The 20,391-nt window shown below is 70.7% G+C and carries 22 protein-coding genes and 1 rRNA gene; 12 read left to right on the top strand and 11 right to left on the bottom strand.

The window, feature by feature from the left end; translation table 11 throughout:
* Nucleotides 1–30 precede the first annotated feature (30 nt).
* A complete protein-coding gene (gene pstB / locus ACFWBF_RS06560; protein ID WP_385221714.1) occupies nt 31–807 on the top strand; it encodes a phosphate ABC transporter ATP-binding protein PstB in 777 nt (258 codons plus the stop codon).
* A 131-nt stretch (nt 808–938) separates the two neighbouring features.
* On the opposite strand, the gene ACFWBF_RS06555 is transcribed toward pstB, so the two are convergent.
* Both ACFWBF_RS06555 and ACFWBF_RS06550 read right to left on the bottom strand, forming a co-directional pair.
* Entirely contained in the window at nt 939–1,937 is a 999-nt protein-coding gene (locus ACFWBF_RS06555; RefSeq protein ID WP_385221711.1) for an anion permease, read from the bottom strand.
* A gap of 5 nt (nt 1,938–1,942) precedes the next feature.
* Nucleotides 1,943–2,563: a DUF47 domain-containing protein gene (locus ACFWBF_RS06550; RefSeq protein ID WP_214952272.1), complete on the bottom strand. Its 621-nt coding sequence runs from the start codon at nt 2,561–2,563 to the stop codon at nt 1,943–1,945.
* Between the two features lie 195 nt (nt 2,564–2,758).
* Here ACFWBF_RS06550 and ACFWBF_RS06545 point away from each other — a divergent pair, with 195 nt between their 5' ends.
* Nucleotides 2,759–3,091, top strand: coding sequence for a metal-sensitive transcriptional regulator (locus ACFWBF_RS06545; RefSeq protein WP_385596178.1), 333 nt, complete (start codon nt 2,759–2,761; stop codon nt 3,089–3,091).
* 197 nt (nt 3,092–3,288) lie between these two features.
* Here the strand turns inward: ACFWBF_RS06545 and ACFWBF_RS06540 are convergent, their stop codons facing one another.
* Both ACFWBF_RS06540 and ACFWBF_RS06535 read right to left on the bottom strand, forming a co-directional pair.
* Nucleotides 3,289–3,474, bottom strand: a complete 186-nt coding sequence (locus ACFWBF_RS06540) for a hypothetical protein (RefSeq protein ID WP_385221702.1) — start codon at nt 3,472–3,474, stop codon at nt 3,289–3,291.
* 123 nt (nt 3,475–3,597) lie between these two features.
* The gene (locus ACFWBF_RS06535; protein ID WP_385596175.1) at nt 3,598–4,428 is read right to left on the bottom strand and encodes a hypothetical protein; all 831 of its coding nucleotides are present in this window, start codon (nt 4,426–4,428) and stop codon (nt 3,598–3,600) included.
* Between the two features lie 198 nt (nt 4,429–4,626).
* Here ACFWBF_RS06535 and ACFWBF_RS06530 point away from each other — a divergent pair, with 198 nt between their 5' ends.
* The gene (locus ACFWBF_RS06530; RefSeq protein WP_385596172.1) at nt 4,627–4,800 is read left to right on the top strand and encodes a hypothetical protein; all 174 of its coding nucleotides are present in this window, start codon (nt 4,627–4,629) and stop codon (nt 4,798–4,800) included.
* 77 nt (nt 4,801–4,877) lie between these two features.
* Entirely contained in the window at nt 4,878–5,018 is a 141-nt protein-coding gene (locus tag ACFWBF_RS06525) for a hypothetical protein (RefSeq protein ID WP_385596170.1), read from the top strand.
* Nucleotides 5,019–5,132: 114 nt separating this feature from the next.
* Here the strand turns inward: ACFWBF_RS06525 and ACFWBF_RS06520 are convergent, their stop codons facing one another.
* From ACFWBF_RS06520 to ACFWBF_RS06500, 5 genes are all read right to left on the bottom strand, one after another.
* Nucleotides 5,133–5,852, bottom strand: coding sequence for a phosphatase PAP2 family protein (locus ACFWBF_RS06520; RefSeq protein ID WP_385596168.1), 720 nt, complete (start codon nt 5,850–5,852; stop codon nt 5,133–5,135).
* Between the two features lie 189 nt (nt 5,853–6,041).
* Nucleotides 6,042–7,046 carry an NlpC/P60 family protein gene (locus ACFWBF_RS06515; RefSeq protein ID WP_385596462.1) on the bottom strand — a complete coding sequence of 335 codons (1,005 nt, stop codon included), beginning with the start codon at nt 7,044–7,046 and terminating at the stop codon, nt 6,042–6,044.
* Nucleotides 7,047–7,170: 124 nt separating this feature from the next.
* Nucleotides 7,171–8,823, bottom strand: a complete 1,653-nt coding sequence (locus ACFWBF_RS06510) for a serine/threonine-protein kinase (RefSeq protein ID WP_385596165.1) — start codon at nt 8,821–8,823, stop codon at nt 7,171–7,173.
* 49 nt (nt 8,824–8,872) lie between these two features.
* Complete coding sequence (locus ACFWBF_RS06505; RefSeq protein ID WP_385596161.1) at nt 8,873–9,664, bottom strand: thioesterase family protein; 792 nt, start codon at nt 9,662–9,664, stop codon at nt 8,873–8,875.
* 51 nt (nt 9,665–9,715) lie between these two features.
* The gene (locus tag ACFWBF_RS06500; protein WP_385596157.1) at nt 9,716–10,324 is read right to left on the bottom strand and encodes a LysE family translocator; all 609 of its coding nucleotides are present in this window, start codon (nt 10,322–10,324) and stop codon (nt 9,716–9,718) included.
* A gap of 64 nt (nt 10,325–10,388) precedes the next feature.
* On the opposite strand from ACFWBF_RS06500, the gene ACFWBF_RS06495 reads away from it, so the two are divergent.
* From ACFWBF_RS06495 to ACFWBF_RS06460, 8 genes are all read left to right on the top strand, one after another.
* A complete protein-coding gene (locus ACFWBF_RS06495; RefSeq protein WP_385596154.1) occupies nt 10,389–10,946 on the top strand; it encodes a GNAT family N-acetyltransferase in 558 nt (185 codons plus the stop codon).
* Nucleotides 10,943–11,782 carry a pentapeptide repeat-containing protein gene (locus ACFWBF_RS06490; protein WP_385596151.1) on the top strand — a complete coding sequence of 280 codons (840 nt, stop codon included), beginning with the start codon at nt 10,943–10,945 and terminating at the stop codon, nt 11,780–11,782. The genes ACFWBF_RS06495 and ACFWBF_RS06490 overlap by 4 nt, the downstream gene beginning before the upstream one ends.
* A gap of 667 nt (nt 11,783–12,449) precedes the next feature.
* Nucleotides 12,450–12,758, top strand: a complete 309-nt coding sequence (locus tag ACFWBF_RS06485) for a hypothetical protein (RefSeq protein WP_008742356.1) — start codon at nt 12,450–12,452, stop codon at nt 12,756–12,758.
* 102 nt (nt 12,759–12,860) lie between these two features.
* The gene (locus ACFWBF_RS06480; protein WP_385596148.1) at nt 12,861–13,694 is read left to right on the top strand and encodes a hypothetical protein; all 834 of its coding nucleotides are present in this window, start codon (nt 12,861–12,863) and stop codon (nt 13,692–13,694) included.
* The gene (locus ACFWBF_RS06475) at nt 13,684–15,021 is read left to right on the top strand and encodes a hypothetical protein (protein WP_385596145.1); all 1,338 of its coding nucleotides are present in this window, start codon (nt 13,684–13,686) and stop codon (nt 15,019–15,021) included. The genes ACFWBF_RS06480 and ACFWBF_RS06475 overlap by 11 nt, the downstream gene beginning before the upstream one ends.
* Nucleotides 15,018–16,580, top strand: a complete 1,563-nt coding sequence (locus tag ACFWBF_RS06470; protein WP_385596142.1) for an SCO6880 family protein — start codon at nt 15,018–15,020, stop codon at nt 16,578–16,580. Before ACFWBF_RS06475 ends, ACFWBF_RS06470 begins: the two co-directional genes overlap by 4 nt.
* A 19-nt stretch (nt 16,581–16,599) precedes the next feature.
* The gene (locus ACFWBF_RS06465) at nt 16,600–18,018 is read left to right on the top strand and encodes an ATP-binding protein (protein WP_385596139.1); all 1,419 of its coding nucleotides are present in this window, start codon (nt 16,600–16,602) and stop codon (nt 18,016–18,018) included.
* The gene (locus ACFWBF_RS06460) at nt 18,015–19,544 is read left to right on the top strand and encodes a type VI secretion protein (RefSeq protein ID WP_385596136.1); all 1,530 of its coding nucleotides are present in this window, start codon (nt 18,015–18,017) and stop codon (nt 19,542–19,544) included. The genes ACFWBF_RS06465 and ACFWBF_RS06460 overlap by 4 nt, the downstream gene beginning before the upstream one ends.
* Here ACFWBF_RS06460 and ACFWBF_RS06455 read toward each other — a convergent pair.
* On the bottom strand, nt 19,541–20,107 hold the full coding sequence (locus tag ACFWBF_RS06455; RefSeq protein ID WP_385596134.1) for a GNAT family N-acetyltransferase: 567 nt from the start codon (nt 20,105–20,107) through the stop codon (nt 19,541–19,543). The genes ACFWBF_RS06460 and ACFWBF_RS06455 overlap by 4 nt on opposite strands.
* A gap of 70 nt (nt 20,108–20,177) precedes the next feature.
* A 5S ribosomal RNA gene (gene rrf, locus ACFWBF_RS06450) occupies nt 20,178–20,294 on the bottom strand.
* Between the last annotated feature and the right edge of the window lie 97 nt (nt 20,295–20,391).

Genomic DNA, 20,391 nt, shown 5'->3' with positions numbered 1-20,391 from the left:
CGCGACCCCCTGAAAGCGAAGTGACCCCTCATGGCGAAGCGAATCGACGTCAGCGGACTGTCCGCCTTCTACGGCACCCACAAGGCCATCGACGACATCTCGATGACCGTGGAGCCCCGCTCCGTGACCGCCTTCATCGGCCCGTCCGGCTGCGGCAAGTCCACCTTCCTGCGCACCCTGAACCGCATGCACGAGGTCACCCCCGGCGGCCGCGTCGAGGGCAAGGTGCTCCTGGACGACGAGAACCTGTACGGCCCCGGCGTCGACCCGGTCGCGGTCCGCCGCACGGTCGGCATGGTCTTCCAGCGCCCGAACCCCTTCCCCACCATGTCGATCTTCGACAACGTGGCGGCGGGCCTGCGTCTGAACGGCTCGTTCCGCAAGTCCGAGCTCACGGACATCGTGGAGAGGTCCCTCCAGGGCGCCAACCTCTGGAACGAGGTCAAGGACCGCCTGAACAAGCCCGGCTCCGGCCTCTCCGGCGGCCAGCAGCAGCGCCTGTGCATCGCCCGCGCCATCGCGGTCGAGCCGCAGGTCCTCCTCATGGACGAGCCCTGCTCGGCCCTCGACCCGATCTCCACCCTCGCGATCGAGGACCTGATCGGCGAGCTCAAGGAGCGCTTCACGATCGTCATCGTGACGCACAACATGCAGCAGGCGGCCCGCGTCTCGGACCGCACCGCCTTCTTCAACCTGTCGGCGGTCGGCCAGCCCGGCAAGCTCATCGAGATCGACGACACGGACCGGATCTTCTCGAACCCGTCCGTCCAGGCGACCGAGGACTACATCTCGGGCCGCTTCGGCTGAACCGGGATGTTCTGAACGTCCTGCGGTGCTGCATGGCGGTGCCACCGCAAGGCGAAAGAAAGAAAAAGGGCCGGCTCCCCCTGGGTGGGGGGAGCCGGCCCGATTTCGTACGGCCGCCATGCGTTCGGCCGCTACACGAAGGCGAGGTCCACGATCCAGAAGCTGACCGCGGCGACCAGGGCCGCGGCCGGCATCGTGATGAACCAGCCCAGGATGATGTTCTTGGCGACGCCCCAGCGGACCGCGTTCACGCGCTTGGTCGCGCCGACGCCCATGATCGCCGAGGTGATCACGTGCGTGGTCGAGATCGGCGCGTGGAAGAGGAAGGCCGAGCCGAACATGATCGAGGCACCGGTGGTCTCCGCCGCGAAGCCCTGCGGCGGGTCCAGCTCGATGATCTTCCGGCCGAGCGTACGCATGATCCGCCAGCCGCCCGCGTAGGTACCGAGCGACAGCATCACGGCGCAGGCGATCTTGACCCAGACCGGGATCGCGTCGCCCGCGGCCTGCACATCTGCGATGACCAGGGCCATCATCACGATGCCCATCGTCTTCTGCGCGTCCTGCAGGCCGTGGCCCAGCGCCATGCCGGCCGCCGACACCGTCTGCGCTATGCGGAAGCCGCGCTTGGCCTTGTGCGGGTTGGCGCGGCGGAACATCCACAGGATGGCGACCATCACCAGGTAACCGACGATCAGGCCCACGACCGGCGAGACGAACATCGGGATGACGACCTTGTCGACCACACCCGACCAGATCACCTCGGTGCCGCCCGCCAGCGCCGCGCCCACCATGCCGCCGAAGAGGGCGTGCGAGGAGGACGAGGGGAGGCCGAAGTACCAGGTGATGAGGTTCCACACGATCGCCCCGACGAGCGCCGCGAAGAGGATCCACATGCCCCGGTTGCCGTGGGGCGTCTCGATCAGGCCCTCACTGACGGTCTTGGCGACGCCGCTGCCCAGGAAGGCACCGGCGAGGTTCATCACCGCGGCCATCGCGAGCGCGGCGCGCGGGGTCAGTGCCCGCGTCGAGACGGAGGTCGCGATCGCGTTCGCGGAGTCGTGAAAACCATTCGTATACGTAAAGCCGAGCGCGACACCGATGGTCACGATCAGAGCGAAGGTGTCCACGAGGTTCAGGACTCCTTGACCGCGATGGTCTCCACCGTGTTCGCAACGTGCTCGAACGCGTCGGCCGCCTCTTCGAGCACGTCGACGATCTGCTTGAGCTTGAGCACCTCCATGGCGTCGTACTTGCCGTTGAAGAGCTGGGCGAGCAGCTTGCGGTGGATCTGGTCGGCCTGGTTCTCGAGGCGGTTGACCTCGATCCAGTACTCGGTCAGGTTTTCCATGGTGCGCAGGTGGGGCATGGCTTCCGCGGTCAGCTCGGCCGCGCGCGCCAGCACCTCGATCTGCTGCTCGACGCCCTTGGGGAGCTCCTCCACGTTGTAGAGGACGACCAGGTCGACCGCCTCCTCCATGAAGTCCATGATGTCGTCGAGGCACGAGGCGAGGTTGTAGATGTCCTCGCGGTCGAACGGCGTGATGAAGGAGGAGTTGAGCTGGTGGAAGATCGCGTGGGTGGCGTCGTCCCCCGCGTGCTCCGCTGCCCGCATCCGCTCCGCGATCTCGGCCCGGGCGGAGGAGTCCGCTCCGAGCAGTTCCATCAGGAGCTTCGAGCCCGTGACGATGTTGTCCGCGGATGCGGCGAACATGTCGTAGAAGCTCGTCTCCCTGGGGGTCAGACGAAATCGCACGTGAGGTCCTCGGGGTGCATTGGATTCGGTCAGGCTGATGCTAGGCGCATCCCCCGGCCACGGCTAACCGGCGGTTCCCCAGTGTCCTCCATCAGGCAGAGTGGGGGCGAGCGCCCCCTGCTCCTGCGGCCGGGGCCCGTTACCCTATACCCATGAGGGGTATGCATCCCCTCGTTCCGGACCACGGGAGGACGCATGACCACCATCGAGGCGGGGGGCTCCGGAGCCGAAGCGGCCACGGCACCGGTGCACGGCTACCACCACCAGAAGGACGAGCACCTCAAGCGGCTGCGCCGGATCGAGGGCCAGATCAGGGGCCTCCAGCGGCTCGTCGACGAGGACGTCTACTGCATCGACATACTCACCCAGGTCTCGGCGAGCACGAAGGCCCTCCAGTCCTTCGCACTCCAGCTCCTGGAGGAACACCTCCGCCACTGCGTGGCCGACGCGGCGATCAAGGGCGGCGCCGAAATCGACGCGAAGGTCGAAGAAGCCACCAAGGCCATCGCCCGCCTGCTGCGCACGTAGCCCTAGACGCCCCAGCCGAGCCCCGCGAACCCGCACAGCCCGGCGGGCCCTCTCAGCCCCGCGGGCCTCTCAGCCTCGCCGGCTCTCCCAGTTCGCCGTCCCACCCGGCCCCGCCCGGCCCCGCCCGGCCTCTCAGCCTCGCCGGCGTTTGAGGCGCGGGGTCCGGGGCGGAGCCCCTGGACGCGGCGGGGCGGGGGCTACAGCCCCAGGCTCATCAGGACCTCGTCGATCCGAGCCTGGCTGAGCCGATCCTCCTCGGCCGCCGACGCCGCGATGATCAACTCACCGCACAGCTCGATCTCGGCGAGAGCCACGTGGTCCTGCACCGTCGTACCGCCTGCGGGAGTCACGCGTGTCACCTCTATCTGCCGATCTGCCGCCATCGGTCGTGGGGCGCTCGGCTTCTCAGCGTAGGGAGAGCGGCATGCGGTGCGCATGACACGGATGGACCATTTCCGGCTACCCGCCCATGACCCGATCGCGCCGCCCCGAAAGGGCCCGCCCGGCTAGTCGGCGATCTTCCCGGCGTAAATGTCCCCGCTTGCCGGCAATACGACGGTCACCGGAGTCCCGAAGCCGTACAGCAACGTGGTGGAGGACACATCGATCACGCCATCGTTGACGTACGTGAAACGGTGGCGGACCTTCCGCAGCCGCCCCTGCTCGTCGAGGTACGCGTCGAACGGCACGGTGTCCTTGCTGAACCCTTTCGCCGCCGCTTCCAGTGCACCCTTCACCCCCGGCGAAGCACTCCGCGCGGCCCGCGCGATGTCGGTGGTGCCCCGGTAGTGCCGCACCTTGGTGCCCGCCACCTCGGTCTCCCCGACGTACGTCACGTCCTGCGCGCCGCGCAGCAGCTCGGCCGCGGCCAGCGGATCGGTGGCCCCGCCCGTGACGAGGTTCCCGTCCGTGAGGGCCGTGATGTCGACCCGTACCCACTTGTCGTCCGGGACGCCGGCCCCGCGGTTCTTCATGTACAGCGCCCCCGGCACCAGCAGCTCGGTGATGGGCCGGTGCTCGGCCTGGCCCTTCACATCGGCCGGAAGCATCACCAGGAGCTGACCCATCCGGTTCTTGAAGTCGACCCCGCCCTCGCCCCGGATCGTGACCCGGGTGCCGCCGGTGGCCATCTCCATGGCCGTGCGGGCCCGGGCGCTGCCGGTCTTCGCCAACGCGTCCGCGGCGCCCCGGACCGTCGCGGCCGGGTCGGCGGGGGGCCGGTCGTCGCTGTCCGCGCCGCCGCACCCGCCCATCGCCGCCACGGCCAGGGCCACGCCGACGGTGAGCGCCGCCTCACCCACACGCCCGCGCCGCCGCCTGTGCTGGTGCACCACCATCGCCTGCCAACCCCCAACGCGTGACCGCTGTTTGCCCGAGGCCCCACCCGCTCCGCTTAACGAGGTCCGGGGTTTCCCGTCACGGGGCCGGGCTTTCGGGCAGCGGCCCCGCGGGCATTCCGGCAGCCGGTCCGCCCCGGGTAACGTGGTGGCGTGGACCCGCACACCAAAGCGACCCCCGCCCCTCCGCTTGGCTGCATGCCGTTGCCCCGCGACTCCGCGGGCCCGGTTCAGCCGCCTTCCGGGCACACCACGAGCACCGCCGACCGCGGCTCGTTCTGCCTCGCCGTCTGCGTCTGCGGCTGGAAGGGCCCCGCGCGCCGCTCCCGTGACCTGGCCCGCAAGGACGCCACCCGCCACACGGCGGGGTAGGCCCTGCACCCCTGCACCGATCGCCCGTTCGGACGGCCCCGCTGGCCGACGCGCGCGGGAGCGGATGCCCTTGACTCATGCCCGGACCCGCGCCCCGCTTCGCCGCCCTCCTGTGGGCGTTGCTCCTCTCGTTCGCGTCGGCCGCCGCGGCGGTGGCCACCGGGCTGTGGCTGCGCTCGCGCCACCGCCGCGACGAGGACGAGGGCGGCGACCCGTGAGCCCGCGCCCCCGCCCGGCGGCGGTGCGGTGGTGCTTCGGGGTGGCGGGGCTGTGCCTGCTGGCGGCCGTACTGCTCTGCGTATGGGAGTCGTACGGGCACGCGTGAGCCCGTATCAGGCGGCCAGGTCGCTCTCGTGCCCGCGCCCCGGCGGGGCCGTCTGCGCCTGCGCGAGGTCCACCGGCAGGGGCACCGCGCGCGCCCGGGCCCGTACCAGCACGCCGAGGCGCGGGGAGCGGACCACCGTGCGCACCACCGGGGTCAGCAGCGCCATCGCGAGCGGAGCGAACAGCAGCACGACCGCGGTACCCAGGGCGAGTCCGCCGATGACGTCGGTCGGGTAGTGCACGCCCATGTAGATCCGGCAGAGGCCCTCCAGCATGGCCACGCCGATGCCGAGGTACCCGAGCTTGCGGTTGGCGACGAACAGGCCGACGGCCAGGGCCATGGCGAGGGTGGCGTGGTCGCTGACGAAGGAGAACTCGCTGCGGCCGAGCACGAGTCCGGGATCGAGCACCTCCACCCCGGCCTGCTGCCGCAGCGGCCGCGGCCGTCCGACGAACTCGCGCAGCGGGATGTTCACGAGCAGCGCGGCCGCGGCGCCCAGCGGGGCCCATACGAGCGCGGCGAACGACTCGACGGCCGCGGCCTCGTCCTGCCGGCGGAGGCCGCGCCAGCACCACAGGAACAGGAGCACCAGGGCGGCGAGGAACCCGTACTCACCGATGATGCCGACGGCGCGGTCCACGGCGCCCGGGGCGTGCCGGGACAGGCCGTTGATCTCGTCCAGCAGGCTTACATCCAGGTTCGGCCCACCAGTTGTGAGTCCAGCCATGGTGATGCGGCCCCTTGCCCTTGCCTTGGTTCGCGTGCGGGCGCACGCCGGTGTGCGCCCCTTCGCCCCCTGTTGATCAACCCTGCGCCCATGGAACGCCGGTTCTGACGGCTAGGTTCCATTCTCCACCGAATGATCACCTCAACGTTATCGAAGAGTGACTCATTGTCGCAGCCCAGGGCCTTTGCCTCACGGAGCGTTGCCGCTGCCGACGCGCTTGGGCAGCGCCTCCGCGCCGTCCTTCGTCACGCGGGTCGCCCCGAAGTAGTCGGGAGTGTCGATCTTGTCGAAGCGGATCACAGCGCCGGTATAGGGAGCATTGATCATGTAGCCGCCGCCGACGTACAGCCCGACGTGCCGGATCTCCCGAGAGTTCGTCAGATCGTCGGAGAAGAACACGAGATCACCGGGCAGCAGATCCGCCCGCGCGGGATGCGACCCGGCGTTGTACTGATCGTTCGCCACGCGCGGCAACTCGATCCCGACGGTCTCATAGGCCGCCTTGGTCAACCCGGAACAGTCGAACCGCCCGCCCTGATCGGGCGTCCCGTTCCCACCCCACAGATACGGCGTCCCAAGCTGCTTCTGCGCAAAGTAAATCGCCCCGGCAGCCTGCTGCGACGGCGCCACCCGCCCGACGGGCGCCTCGAAGCTCTTCGCGAGGGTCGTGATGGTCTTCACGTACCCCTCGGTCTCACGGAAGGGGGGCACTCCCTGGTGCTGGATGACCGCGCCGGGACCGGCGTTGTAGGCCGCCAGCATGTTCTTGACGGGGTCTCCGGGCACCTTGCCCACGTAGCGCGCGAGTTCACAGTCGTACGAAGCGGCCGAAGGGATCGCGTCGTTCGGGTCCCAGATGTCGCGATCGCCGTCGCCGTCCCCGTCGATCCCGTGCGTGGCCCAGGTCCCCGGGATGAACTGGGCGATGCCCCGCGCGTCCGCCGGACTGACGATGTCCGGGTCCCAGCCGCTCTCCGAGTAGAGCTGCGCCGCGAGCAGGGCCGGCGTGAGGGCCGGGCAAAGAGCGCCCCACTTCTGCACGAGCGGCTGGTACTTCGCCGGTACGGCTCCCTTGGCGAGCCCCACGAGACGTCCTCCCGCGCCGCTCGCCAGGCCGGCGGCCGCCGAGTACGTGCCGACCACGAGCAGGGCGACGAAGCACAGGCATGCCCCGAAACCGATCCCGCCCATCACCCAGAATCTGCGCACCCGGCAACCCTCCCCCATCGAGCGGCCTTTATCAGGCATTCGCCCCCCGTGTCGAATCATCCCTTCTGCCGACCCTCCCGGTCAGCCCTTGGGGCCGATCCCTTCCGCCTCAGCTGATGAATCCCGTACAAAACATGCTCTTGTGCTCCGTGTCCGAAGTGGCATGACGGAACACCACCGTCCAGCCGCCCGGCTCCTGCGCGAGCGACGGCGCCTTCACCTTCTTGCCGTTCAGCTCCATGGAGAAGTCGTCCGGGTAGGTGAGGTCCTTCCACTTTGTCCCGACGCCCTCGTACACATTGCGGGCCTTGGCGACGAAACCCAGCTGGCGGTTGTTCGTCACCGAGGTGGACCGGCCGTTCTCGTCGATCTCGTGCTGCGGCTTCACGACGACGGCCACGTAGTACGGAGGCATGTCGTCCGGGGCGTACTTCATCCGGAAGCCGATCTGGACGGTTCCCGGCTTCACCTCGTGCAAGTAGTCGCTCTCCGCCGTGGTCACGGCGATCTGAAAATCCGACTTGGCTTGCTCCTCCACGGGTTCCTTGCAGGTGTTCTTGGTGGGGTCGAAATCGTCGATGTTCGGCCCGGTCTGCTTGATGAACACGGGAGGGCCGGCCGGAGACTTGGCGACGGGCGACTGTGCGGCCGGGGTCCCGGACGGCCCGCCGGCGCCCGGGCTCTGCGCGCCGGTCCGGGGGTCCTCGCCGCCTTTGCCTCCCCACGGGAGGTTCCACACGGCCACCGCCCCCACCACCGCCAGAGCCACCGCGGCGGCCACCCAGAGCGCCGTCCGCCGCTGCCGCGGGGCCGGGGTGGGGGTCGGGGCCGCGGTCCCGGCAGCGTGCCGGGTCGGCGTGTACCGGTACGGCATGCCGGGGCCCTGCGTACGCATCTCGTGCACCGGCACGGCCTCGCCCAGCACACCCAGCCCGACGTACACCGGATCGTCGGGCAGCGCGTCCCGCACCCCGCAGCGCCGGATGACCTCGGCCGGATCGGGCCGCTGCGCCGGGTCCTTCGCCACGCACGCCCCGATCAGCGCGGCCAGCCCCGACTCCACCCCCGACACGTCGATCGGCTCGTGCACCGCGCGGTAGCTCACCGTCGCCGCCGCGCCCGTGCCGAACGGCGGCCGCCCGGTCGCCGCGTACGCGAGTGTCGCGCCGAGCGCGAAGACGTCGGCGGCCGCCCCGGCCTCGGCGCCCAGCAACACCTCGGGCGCCGTGTACCCGGGAGTACCCGGCGCCTGCCCGTCCTGGGTGAGGGCCGTGTCGCCCACGCCGCGCGCGATGCCGAAGTCGATGAGCTGCGGCCCCTGCGCGCCCAGGATGACGTTCTGCGGCTTGAGGTCCCGGTGGGTCACCCCGTACGCGTGGACGCTCGCCAGCCCCTCCGCCAGCGCCGCGAACAGCCGCCGGCAGGTGTCCGCCGGCAACCCGCCCCGCTCCGCCACGGCGTGACTGAGCGTCGGGCCCGCCACGTACTCGGTCGCGATCCAGTACGGGGGCGCCGCCAGCGAGGCGTCGATCAGGTTCGCCGTGTACGCCGACCGCACCGCGCGTACCGTCTCCGCCTCCCGGCGGAAGCGCGCCAGTGCCTCCGGGTGGCCGGTGATCTCGTCCCGGATCACCTTGACGGCCACCAGCCGCCCGCCCGGCGAGCGCCCCAGATACACCTGACCCATGCCGCCGGCGCCGAGCCGGGCCAGCAGTGCCTGCGCCCCGATGTGGGCGGGGTCGGTGTCTCTCAGGGCCTCCATCCGCACGAGACTGCCACACCGACTCGCCCGCCCGGAAGGCGGGTTGGAGTCAGCGCGGGGCCACGAACAGGCTCTGCGCGCTCCGCCCGATCGGGCCCTTCTCGTCGTGCAGCCGGGCGTCCGCGAGGCCGATCCCGGCCGCGTCCACGCTCGTACGGGCCTCCACGCAGGCCCACTCGCCGACCGGGTGGCGGTGCAGGTGGACGGTGAGGTCGCCGTTGACGAAGACGTAGCGCCCGAAGTCCATGACCGCGCTGATGCCGTTGCCGGAGTCGGCGGCGATCAGCACACGGTCCAGGGGCTTGACGTCCTCATCGGCGATGAGCGGGACCCTCATCCGCATCCAGCAGGTGCCCGGACCCGGCGATACGAAGGCGCCCTCGGTGAAGCGGGTTTCCATGGCGGAGTGGTAGCCGGTCTCCCACGGCACCGGGAAGAACGGGGTCTCCTCCACCTCCCCCGGCGGCGGCAGCACCGGGCCCTCCGCCACCGCGGGCACGGGGTCGGACGCCACCCGGATGCGCAGGGCCCGCGCCAGCATCACGGGCGGGGCGCCGGCCGGCCCGAGGGCCGCCTCGACCACCTCGGTGCTGCGCCCGGCCCGCAGCACGCTGGTGGTGATCTCCAGCGGGCCGATCGGCACCGGGCGCAGGATCTCGTACGTGATCCGGGCGATCCGCATGTCCTCGCGCGCACCCGGCCGCTCCTCCACGGCCCGCCCGAGCAGCGCGGCCGGCGGCCCGGCGTGCTGCGAGCCGGGGTCCCAGGGTCCGCGCGTGTACTCGGTGGCCTGGAACCGGCCCGTGTCGATCCGCTCGAAGAACGCCTCGGGAGTACCCATACCCCGCACGCTACCGACAGGTAACCAGCCCCGCCAGCCCCTCGACCGGGGTCAGCGGGCGAATCCCAGACCCACCCCGAGCCCCACCAGCACCGAGCCGATGGTCCGGTTCAACGCCTTCTGCGCCTTCAGCATCCGGTCGCGCAGGCGGGAATCGGAGAAGAAGAGCGCCACCGCCGAGAACCAGCCCAGGTGCGCCGCCGACATGAACAGCCCGTACCCGGCCTGCTGCCACAGCCCGGTCTGCGGGTCGACGACCTGCGTGAAGGTGGACACCACGAACAGCGTGGTCTTCGGGTTCAGGACGTTGGTCAGGAAACCGGAGCGCATCGCGCCGAGCGGGGTCAGCCGCGGCTTCGACTCCAGGTCCACGGTCACCTCGGCGCGCGTCCGGAAGGTGCGGATGCCGATCCACACCAGGTACGCGGCCCCGGCCAGCTTGATCGCCGTGAACAGCGCGGTGGAGGAGGCGATCAGCAGACCCACGCCGAGCATCGTGTACGAGACGTGGACCAGCACCCCGGCCGCGACCCCGGCGGCCGCGAACAGCCCGGTGGGCCGCCCGTAGAGGTAGCTGTTGCGGACCACCATGGCGAAATCGGCGCCGGGGCTGATCACGGCGAGGAGGGTGATGACGGCGACTGCGATCACTTCTGTCATGCGGCGATGCTCACCGAACCCCACCATCCGATCAAGTCCCGCCCGGAATACGCATACTTGCCCCATGACCACACCGACGACCGGCCCCACTCCCCCCACTCCGGGCTCTGCCCCCGCGCCTGCCCCGGGTGTGGCCCTGCGCCCCTTCCGCCCCGAGGACCACGCACTCCTGCGCGAGTGGATCACCACCGAGGCCGAGCTCGTCACCTGGGCCGGCAACTCGTTCCGCTGGCCCCTGGACGACGCACAGCTCGACGCCTACGCCGCGGAGCCCGGCCGCCACGTCTGGACCGCGGTCCCGGCGCACACCGCGCACGACCCCGAAGCCCGCCCCATCGGACACGTCTCCCTCGGCGGCACCCGCCTCGGCCGCGTCCTGATCGCCCCCGAGGCCCGCGGGCAAGGCCTGGGCGGGGCCCTCGTCTCCCTCGTGATCGAACGCGCCTTCGGCGAGCTGGCCCTCCCGTCCCTCGGGCTCGGGGTCTGGGCGCACAACACCCCGGCGCTGCGCATCTACGAGAAGCTCGGCTTCCGTACGGAGGAGATCCTGGCGGACGTGGAGGAGGTCGACGGCGTCCCGTGGACCGCGGTCCAGATGCGGCTGGCCTCCCCCGCCCGATGACAGGGGACAATGGCCCGGTGTCCACCTCCTCCACCTCTGACCCCACCCTGCACGCGGACTGCGCCAACTGCTTCGCGCTCTGCTGCGTCGCCCTGCCCTTCGCGAAGTCCACCGACTTCGCCGTGAACAAGGCCGCCGGAACGCCCTGCAAGAACCTCCGGCAGGACTTCCGCTGCGGCGTCCACACCCAGCTGCGCGACAAGGGCTTCCAGGGCTGCACCGTCTTCGACTGCTTCGGCGCGGGCCAGCAGGTCTCACAGGTCACCTTCGGCGGGCGCGACTGGCGGACCCACCCCGGCACCGCCGGTCAGATGTTCGAGGTCTTCCCGGTGATGCGGCAGCTGCACGAGCTGCTCTTCTACGTCACCGAGGCGCTCACCCTCCCCGATGCCCGGCCCGTCCACGCCGAGCTGCGCCTGGCCCTGGCCGAAACCGAGGCCCTGACCCGGGCCGACGCCGAGACCCTGGCCCCCTTCGACGTAGGCGCGCTGCGCCAAGGAATCAACGCCCTGCTCCTGCGGACCAGCGAGCTCGTACGCGCCAAGGTGCCGGGCCGCACCAAGAACCACCGCGGCGCCGACCTCATGGGCGCCCGACTCTCCGGCGCGGACCTGCGGGGCGCGAACCTCCGCGGCGCCTACCTGATCGCGGCCGACCTCAGCCGCGCCGACCTCCGCACGGCCGACCTGATCGGCGCGGACCTCCGCGACACCAACCTCCGCGGCGCCGACCTCCGAGGCGCCATCTTCCTCACCCAGCCCCAACTGAACGCCGCCCAAGGCAACAAAACCACCCGCATCCCCACCCCCCTCACCCACCCCACCCACTGGACCTGACCCCACCGCAGACCCCGACCCTCCCGCCCACCCCCGGCACCGGCAGCCCTCCCCACAACGGCGCGTGAGGCGCGGGGCCTGGGGCGGAGCCCCAGCAGCGCGGCCGCCCCCACCCCCGCACCCCGGGCATACGGCCCCCGCGCCCTCCCGCGCCCCGCCGCCCCACCAGCCCCGCCGGCGTTTGAGGCGCGGGGCCCGGGGCGGAGCCCCAGCAGCACCGCCGCACCCACCCACCCACACCCGTCGGGCACCCGCACCAGCAGCATCGGCTGCCGCACCGCCAGCCAGCCCTCCGGGGGCACCCCCCGGCGTACGACATGCAGACGGAATGACTGTCGAAACATCGGACACGTGTAAGCGAGTTGGCCCAACTCCCCACACCCCCGTTGCGCCGAACGGCCCCGCCTCGATCCGCCCCCCGTACGCCGGGACGACAATCATTGCCCGGGGTCACCCCCCGTGATACACAGAGTGACCCCAGGTTCTTTCGCGGACACACCACTGCACGCCCAGGTCAGAGGACACGGGCGGGGCGCGGGCCGGGAGATCGGGCAAAGAGAGCCGCCAAGTCGACGTACGGCGGCGGTTTCATCAGCGAAGATAGTGCGTGACCCCTGCCGTCGGGCACGGGCTATTCGGAACTACCCATACAGGGGCGGTGAGTTACATGATCCTGGCAGCCGAAAAGGGCGACATCACCACCATCATCGGCGGAATCGCCCCGAATTGGGGGCCGTTCGGCAGTCTCGGCAACGAAGCGAAGGTCATGATCGAGGTGGTCATGGCAGTCGCGATCCTCCTCTGCCTCGGCATCGCCATCTGGGGCGCGGCCAAGCAGCGCATCGGCGCGACCGCGCTGCGCGACACGTTCAGCGCGGAACAGGGCAAGGGCCTGATCGTGGCCGGCCTGACCGGCGTCTTCATCATCGGATCCCTCGGCACCCTGTTCACGATCGTCTACGGGATGGCCGTTTAGCCGGGTGGGTCCCCGGACTCCGGACCTGATGAGGACTCACCACGCCGCGCGTGCGCGGGAACGAGCGCTACCGTCGTACGAGGCGGAGGGGGCGGACACGCAATGAGCAACGACGACCAGTACGGCGGCGGCGCAGGCCACGGCGAGGTCGGCGGCACGGGCCAGACCCGTACCCGCCTCCCGGAATCCCCCTCCGACCCGTACGGCTCCCCCCGTCGCACCCCCCGCGCCTCGCGAGGCCTGGTCACGGTGGTCGGCGTGGTGGTCCTCCTGATCGCGGCCATCGCGTTCGCGAACCAGTCCTCCGACACCCCCACCACCCCCGCCTCGGACAAACCCCCGGCCACCACCCCCACCTCCGCCACAGGCGTCCCCCCGGTAACGGACAAATCCGCAGGCATCCCCAAGGGCTTCGCGCAGGACCAGCAGGGAGCCCAGTCAGCGGCGACCAACTACGCGGTGGCACTGGGCTCCGACGGGATGTTCAACACGCCCAGACGCCACAGCATCGTGGACGCGGTGGCGGACGACAGCACCCGAGCCAAGGTCCAGGCCGGGTTCGACGCCGACTATTCGGCTGGCCTGCTCTCCCAGATCGGTTTGACGAAGGACGGTCTCGCCCCGGCGGGCTCCACCTTCGTCAACCGGACCGTCCCGGCAGGGGCCAAGGTGAAGAACTTCGCCCCCGGCAACGCCTCGGTCGACGTGTGGTGCATCGGCATGTTCGGTCTGACCGGCGACAAGTCCACGCGTCCGGTCACCAGCGGCTGGTTCACCATTTCCATGACCCTCAAGTGGAACGGGTCCGACTGGAAGATCGTCGAGACAGCTCAGAAGACAGGCCCCACCCCAGTCACCGGCGACAACCCGGTGTCCACCTCCGACGAAATCGGCAGCGCCGTCACCGAATTCGGAGGCTTCACCTATGCCCGGTAGCACCCGGCTCTCGGTCCGCCGGATCGGCGCCACCGCAGCAGCCGTCCAGACCGCGGTCGTCCTCCTCGCCGCTCGCGCGGTGGCAGCACCCACTCCGAGCACCACTCCATCCCCAGGCGCGAGCGACAACCCCTGCGCGCTGATCGCCGGCCCGGCCCGGGACTACTGCGAGCGCGGCCAAAACGCCACCACCGGCGGAGCCCCCCGCACCGGCCTGGCCCCCAACGACCCCGCCGACGCCCTCAACCCCCTCGCCTCCCTCGCCAAAGGCTGCGCCGACGCCGCCGCCTGGATCGTCACCGAGCTCAGCAAGGCGGTCAACGGCTCCGCGAACGTCGACTTCACCAACGGCGCCTTCCTCAAGCAATACTCCATCGTCTTCGCCGCCTCCACCATCCTCACGCTCGTCCTCTGGCTCTTCGCCGTCGCCAAGCGCGCCATCCGCGGCGTCCCCTTCACCACCGCCATCTCCGAAGCCGTCGGCTTCCTCTGGCTCACCGTCCTCGCCTCCGCCTTCACCCCCCTCATCCTCTACACCGTCGTCTCCGCGACCGACGGCGTCACCGAGGTCATCGCCTCCGCGAGCGGCGGCCAGACCGACGTCTTCTTCGGCTCCTTCACCGAGGCCCTCAAAAAGGGCGACTCCATCGGCGGCGGCCCGATCATGCTGATCGTGGTCTCCCTCGTCACCGTCCTCGCCGCCGGCATCCTCTTCCTCGAGCTGTTCATCCGCGCCGCCCTGCTCTACGTCGGCGCGCTCCTCGGCGTCGTCGTCTACGCCGGGCTCGTCGACCGGAACCTCTGGGGCCACGTCCGCCGCTGGGCGGGCATCATGATCGCCGTGATCCTCGTGAAGCCCGTGATCGTCATCGTCCTCGGCCTCGCCGGGGCCCTGGCCGGCGAGAAGGGCCCGAACGCCTTCTCCGCCGTCGTCTCCGGCCTCGCCATCATCCTGCTGGCGATCTTCGCCTCCGCGATGATCTACCGCTTCGTCCCCGGCTTCGGCGACGAGATCGCCTCCGCCCGCGCGGGCCGCAGCTCGGCCACCGACGGCGCCCAGGCCGCCGCCGTCATCAGCTCCCCCGCCTCCCTCGTCTCGCAGGGCATCAAGACCCACAGCAGCCGCGGCAACCACCGCGCAGGCGACGGCGGCGGCGCGAGCAGCGCCCCCCGTCCCGCCAATCCGATGTCCGGAGGCGTGGCCGCCCACAGCAGCCGCCCGTCCTCCGGCGGCGGGGCCGGCGGCGGATCCGTCCCCTCCGCCGCGCCCCCGCCCCGCACGAGCTCGCGTACGAGTACGAGGAACACAGGAGGTGACGGGCGTTGACGACCCAGTCCCACCAGATCCACCCGGTCGCGCCCCGCCGCACGTATCTCATCGGCCGCGCCCGGCCGAACGCGATCGTGGGCAAGAACCGCGAGACCGGCGAGATCGCCCTGATCATCGCCGGCGCGTTCCTCGGAATGATGAGCGGACTGCTCGTCCCCGGCCTCACCCTACGCATCGTCACCCTCGCCGGGTTCCCCCTGCTCGCGCTCGCCGCCGTGTACGTCCCGTACAAGGGCCGCACCTTCTACCGCTGGTTCGAGATCAGCCGGAGCTACAAGCGGACCCTGCGCCGCGGTACGACGTACCGCTCGCCCGCCATGGAGGCAGGCGTCCGCGGCTCCGACGGCCGCGAGGTCGAGGTCGGCCCGCCCCCCGGCATCGGCCGCATCAACTGGCTCGCCGCGCCCTTCGGCCCCGACGAGATCGCCGTACTGCTCCACGCGGACCGCAGAACCGTCACCGCCGCCATCGAGATCGAAGGCCCCGGCGTCGGCCTGCGCGACAGCGAGGACCAGGAAGCCCTCGTCGACCGCTTCGGCACCCTCCTCAAGCACGTGGCCAACGGCGACGGCTTCGTCACCCGCATCCAGATGCTCGCCCGTACGCTGCCCGCCGACCCCGACGCCCACGCCAAGGACGTCGCCCAGCGCGGCGACACCCACGCCCCCGGCTGGCTCCGCGACTCCTACGACCAGCTCCAGTCGATGGTGTCCACCTCCTCCGAGCAGCACCGCGCCTACCTCGTCGCCTGCATGCACTTCACCCGCGACCTGGCCGCCGAAGCCGTCACCATCGCCCGCGCCGGCACCCCGCACAAGGGCCGCAAGCTCGACCGCGACGCCGGCCTCGCCATCGTCATGGCCCGCGAGCTCACCGACATCTGCGCCCGCCTCGCCGAGGCCGACATCCGCGTCCGCCAGCCGCTGGGCCAGGGCCGGCTCTCCTCCCTCGTGCACTCCATGTACGACCCGGACCACCCCATCGACCACATCCAGGCCATGACCAAGCGCAATGCCTGGCCGGCCGAACTCGACGCGGTGGAACCGACGTACCTCCAGGCCAAGACCCGCGAATCCTCCACCCGCGCACCCTGGTGCCACGCCACGGCCTGGGTGAAGGAATGGCCCATGACCCCCGTCGGCGTCAACTTCCTCGCCCCGCTCCTCGTCCACACCCCGGACGTGATCCGCACGGTCGCCGTCACCATGGACCTGGAGCCCACCGAGGTCGCCATCGAGCGGATGCTCACGGAGAAGACCAACGACGAGGCCGACGCCTCCCGCGCCGCCAAGATGAACCGCACCGTCGACCCCCGCGACATCGCCGCGCACGGCCGGCTCGACCAGAGGGGTGAAGATCTCGCCAGCGGTGCGGCCGGAGTCAACCTCGTCGGGTACATCACGGTGTCATCGCGTTCCCCCGAAGCCCTCGCCCGCGACAAGCGCACGATCCGCGCCTCCGCCGGCAAGTCCTACCTGAAACTGGAGTGGTGCGACCGCGAGCACCACCGCGCCTTCGTCAACACCTTGCCGTTCGCCACCGGCATCCGACGCTAGCTGGAGGGAAGTGCCGCCCATGCGAGATCCCATGTCCGCCCTGACGGACGCCTTCACCAGCTTCCTCTTCGGCAAAGTCGAAACCACGCGCCTGCCCGTACGCACCTCCACCGGGCAGGCGCAGGCCGTCTACCTGCCCACCGCCGCCCCCGGACTCGGCGACTCCGGCGTCATCATCGGCCGCGAGGTCTACAGCGGCAAGGGCTACATCTACGACCCCTTCCAGCTCTACGGGCAGCAACTCCCCGCCCCGCACTGGCTGGTCCTCGGCGAATCCGGCAACGGCAAGTCCGCGCTCGAGAAGACGTACGTCCTGCGCCAGCTGCGCTTCCGTGACCGCCAGGTCGTCGTACTCGACGCCCAGGGCGAGGACGGTGTCGGCGAGTGGAACCTGATCGCCCAGCAGTTGGGAATAACCCCCATCCGCCTGGACCCCGTCGCCGCCAACGACGACGGGATCCGCCTCAACCCCCTCGACCCGGCGATCACCACGACCGGCCAGCTCGCGCTGCTGCGGACCATCATCGAAGTCGCCATGGGCCACGGCCTCGACGAGCGCTCCGGCTTCGCGCTCAAGGTCGCCCACGCCTACGTCGTCGACACCATCCGCGACCGCCAGCCCGTCCTCACCGACATCGTCGAGCAACTGCGCCACCCCGAGCCCGAATCGGCCCTCGCCATGAACGTCGACATAGACGATGTACGGGCCTGGGGCCTCGACGTGGCGCTCGTCATCGACCGCCTCGTCGACGGCGACCTGCGCGGCATGTTCGACGGCCCGACCACCGTCGGCATCGACCTCGACGCCCCGCTGATCGTCTTCGACCTCTCCCACATCGACCGCAACTCCATCGCGATGCCGATCCTCATGGCCATCGTCGGCGTCTGGCTGGAACACACCTGGATCCGGCCCGACCGCAAGAAGCGCATCTTCCTGGTCGAAGAGGCCTGGCACATCATCAACAGCCCGTTCGTGGCCCAGCTGTTCCAGCGCCTGCTGAAGTTCGGCCGCCGCCTCGGCCTGTCCTTCGTCGCCGTCGTCCACCACCTCTCCGACGTCGTCGACGGCGCGGCCGCCCGCGAGGCCGCCGCCATCCTCAAGATGGCCTCCACCAGAACCATCTACGCCCAGAAGGCCGACGAGGCACGCGCCACCGGCCGCGTCCTCGGCCTGCCCCGCTGGGCCGTGGAGATCATCCCGACCCTCACCCCCGGCATCGCCGTCTGGGACGTCAACGGCAACGTCCAGGTGGTCAAACACCTGATCACCGAATCCGAACGCCCCCTCGTCTACACCGACCGCGCGATGACCGAGTCCTCGGCCCAACACCAACTCCCCGACGACCTGCTGGCGGCCGAACTGGAGGCGGAGGAGCGGGCCCTGCTCATCGAACGCCACCGCAACGGCGGCCCGGGGTCCGCGACCACGGTGGCATGAGCATGTACGACGCACGAGATGCCAGAGACGCACGAGACGCCCGCCGTACGGAAGGCCCCGCGCGCGGCGGCATCCCGGACGGGCTGCTCATCGCGCTGCTGGCCTTCCTCCTCGGCCTCGCGGCCCTGGTCTGGACAGCCACCGGCCTGGCGGCCCTCTTCTCCAAGGGCGCCTGGCCGGACAGCGTCACCTTCACCCGCACCCCGGGGGCGGTACGCGCCCTGATAGCGCAACCCCACGACCTCCCGGGCGCCTGGCCGGACACCGACCCGGCCGCGCTGTCGGGCTGGGGCCTGTTCTGGGGCGTGTTCATCAGCCAGCTATTGGTGATGTTCGTGCTGACCGTGTTCTGCATCGGCGTCATCGCCCGTACGAAGTCCCGCCGCGCGCTCGCCCGACAGCCCGCCCCGGACGCCGTACCCGCACCGACGCCTACGCAGGCGGCGCCCATGCCCGAGCCCGCCCCGTACGAGCCACCGCGCCCGGCCCCCGTACCCGCGACCGCCCCGGCCCCGGCCCCGGCCCCGGCCCCGGCCCCGGCCGACGAGGCGTACCGCTACGGCTTCGGCTACGCCCCGGCAGCCGCCCCCGTATCCACGTCACCGGCCGAACCTCCGCCCCGCATGGCCTACGCCGGCCCAGCCGAGCGCCACCGCCTCGCCGCGCAGAGCATCGCCACCGCCGAAGGAGCGGTGCTGGTGGTCACTTCCTCCCCCGCCCTGTGGGCCGAGACCAAGGACGCCCGCGCCAAACTCGGCCCGGTCCTCCTCTACGACCCCTCCCACCTGTGCGACACCCCCGCCCGCATGCACTGGAACCCGGCCGAGGGCTGCGCCGACCGCGACACCGCGGCCGCCCGCGCCGTCGCCCTGCTGGCCCCCGTCCGCCCGCAGGCCCGTATGGACGCGGCCGTCGCCGACACAGCGGAAACGCTCCTGCGCAGTTGGCTCCAAGCAGCCGCCCTCGACGCCCGACCGTTCAAACAACTGCACCGCTGGGCCCAGGGCAACAGCGCCCAGGACCCGGTCCGCATCCTGCGCACCCACCCCCAGGCAGCCCCCGGCGCCGCCGGCGAACTGGAGAACGCCCTCACCGCCCACCCGGAACGCCGCGAACTGGCCCAGCACCTGACGGCCCGGGCCCTGTCCTGCCTGACCTCGATCCACATCCGCGAGGCCTGCAACCCGAACCGAACAGATTCGCTCACCCTGGCATCGTTCGTCTCCGAAGGGGGCAGCCTCTACCTGGTGGGTGAACCGCTCGAAGATCCACGGACCCACCCGGGTGCGATGCCCTTGCTGACGGCGCTCGCCTCTGACGTGGTCGAGCACGGCCGCCGCATGGCCGCACGGTCATCCCGCGGTCGGCTCGACCCACCAGTCACGCTCGTCCTGGACGACGTGGCCGCCGTGGCTCCCGTCCCCCAGCTCCCGGAACTCCTCCAGGACGGGACGCTGCCCCTCCTCGCCCTGTGCCGCAGCCGCGAACAGGCCCGCTCCCGCTGGCCCGAGGCGGACCTCCCCTAAGGCCGGGTGAGCACGTACTCCAGCTCATGGGCGGACGGATCCGCGGCCAAGGGCACCCGCACGCCGCTGTCCTGGAACCCGATGCGCCGGTAGAAGGCCTGGGCCCGCTCGTTGCGCTCGTGCACGTAGAGCCGGACGCGTTCCAGCGCGGGATCCTCCAGCGACCAGGCCCACTCCAGCCCGGCCCGGAACAGGTCCTCGGCCAGCCCGGCGCCCCGCCGGCCCTCGCGCACGAAGACGCCGACGACGTGCCCCTGGGTCGTCTCGATCTCGCGGTCGAGGAAGTCGGTGCTCCCCCGCTCCTCGACGAGCACGGTCACGGTGCCGTCCCACACCCCGTCGGGCCCGACGGCCACGAACTGCCGCACGGCCCGCCCCGAGGCGGCGCCGGCGGTCCGCTCCTGCCAGAAACTGTCCGGCCGGGCCTCGGCGAGTTCCACGGTGTCGAGGAAAGCAATGGGAGCGACGGGATCGTGGAGCGAAGCGATCCGCAGCTCCTTGACCTGTTCCCACTCATCGCTGCGGACGGGACGTATCACATACGGATTCTGTTCTGCGCTCATGCCGAAATCCTAGCCCTGAACGCAGAAAAGCCCCGCACCATTAAAGGTGCGGGGCTTTCCCACAATGATTGTTCGGCGGCGTCCTACTCTCCCACAGGGTCCCCCCTGCAGTACCATCGGCGCTGAAAGGCTTAGCTTCCGGGTTCGAAATGTAACCGGGCGTTTCCCTAACGCTATGACCACCGAAACACTATGAAGTTAACCAACCGGATATGGACACAGTTCGTTACTTCAGAACTAACACAGTGGACGCGAGCAACTGAGGACAAGCCCTCGGCCTATTA

It is taken from the genome of Streptomyces sp. NPDC060028 (assembly GCF_042736725.1).
Classification (GTDB): Bacteria; Actinomycetota; Actinomycetes; order Streptomycetales; family Streptomycetaceae; genus Streptomyces.
This window is presented reverse-complemented; position numbering and strand designations above follow the sequence as displayed.

Coding starts and splice junctions, on each gene's coding strand:
- ACFWBF_RS06525 (WP_385596170.1), top strand. CDS start 4,878: ATGCCCGGACCCGCGCCCCGCTTCGCCGCCCTCCTGTGGGCGTTGCTC.
- ACFWBF_RS06480 (WP_385596148.1), top strand. CDS start 12,861: ATGAGCAACGACGACCAGTACGGCGGCGGCGCAGGCCACGGCGAGGTC.
- ACFWBF_RS06455 (WP_385596134.1), bottom strand. CDS start 20,107: ATGAGCGCAGAACAGAATCCGTATGTGATACGTCCCGTCCGCAGCGAT.
- ACFWBF_RS06495 (WP_385596154.1), top strand. CDS start 10,389: ATGACCACACCGACGACCGGCCCCACTCCCCCCACTCCGGGCTCTGCC.
- pstB (WP_385221714.1), top strand. CDS start 31: ATGGCGAAGCGAATCGACGTCAGCGGACTGTCCGCCTTCTACGGCACC.
- ACFWBF_RS06540 (WP_385221702.1), bottom strand. CDS start 3,474: ATGGCGGCAGATCGGCAGATAGAGGTGACACGCGTGACTCCCGCAGGC.
- ACFWBF_RS06500 (WP_385596157.1), bottom strand. CDS start 10,324: ATGACAGAAGTGATCGCAGTCGCCGTCATCACCCTCCTCGCCGTGATC.
- ACFWBF_RS06475 (WP_385596145.1), top strand. CDS start 13,684: ATGCCCGGTAGCACCCGGCTCTCGGTCCGCCGGATCGGCGCCACCGCA.
- ACFWBF_RS06510 (WP_385596165.1), bottom strand. CDS start 8,823: ATGGAGGCCCTGAGAGACACCGACCCCGCCCACATCGGGGCGCAGGCA.
- ACFWBF_RS06465 (WP_385596139.1), top strand. CDS start 16,600: ATGCGAGATCCCATGTCCGCCCTGACGGACGCCTTCACCAGCTTCCTC.
- ACFWBF_RS06535 (WP_385596175.1), bottom strand. CDS start 4,428: ATGGTGGTGCACCAGCACAGGCGGCGGCGCGGGCGTGTGGGTGAGGCG.
- ACFWBF_RS06490 (WP_385596151.1), top strand. CDS start 10,943: ATGACAGGGGACAATGGCCCGGTGTCCACCTCCTCCACCTCTGACCCC.
- ACFWBF_RS06505 (WP_385596161.1), bottom strand. CDS start 9,664: ATGGGTACTCCCGAGGCGTTCTTCGAGCGGATCGACACGGGCCGGTTC.
- ACFWBF_RS06530 (WP_385596172.1), top strand. CDS start 4,627: ATGCCGTTGCCCCGCGACTCCGCGGGCCCGGTTCAGCCGCCTTCCGGG.
- ACFWBF_RS06545 (WP_385596178.1), top strand. CDS start 2,759: ATGACCACCATCGAGGCGGGGGGCTCCGGAGCCGAAGCGGCCACGGCA.
- ACFWBF_RS06460 (WP_385596136.1), top strand. CDS start 18,015: ATGAGCATGTACGACGCACGAGATGCCAGAGACGCACGAGACGCCCGC.
- ACFWBF_RS06520 (WP_385596168.1), bottom strand. CDS start 5,852: ATGGCTGGACTCACAACTGGTGGGCCGAACCTGGATGTAAGCCTGCTG.
- ACFWBF_RS06485 (WP_008742356.1), top strand. CDS start 12,450: ATGATCCTGGCAGCCGAAAAGGGCGACATCACCACCATCATCGGCGGA.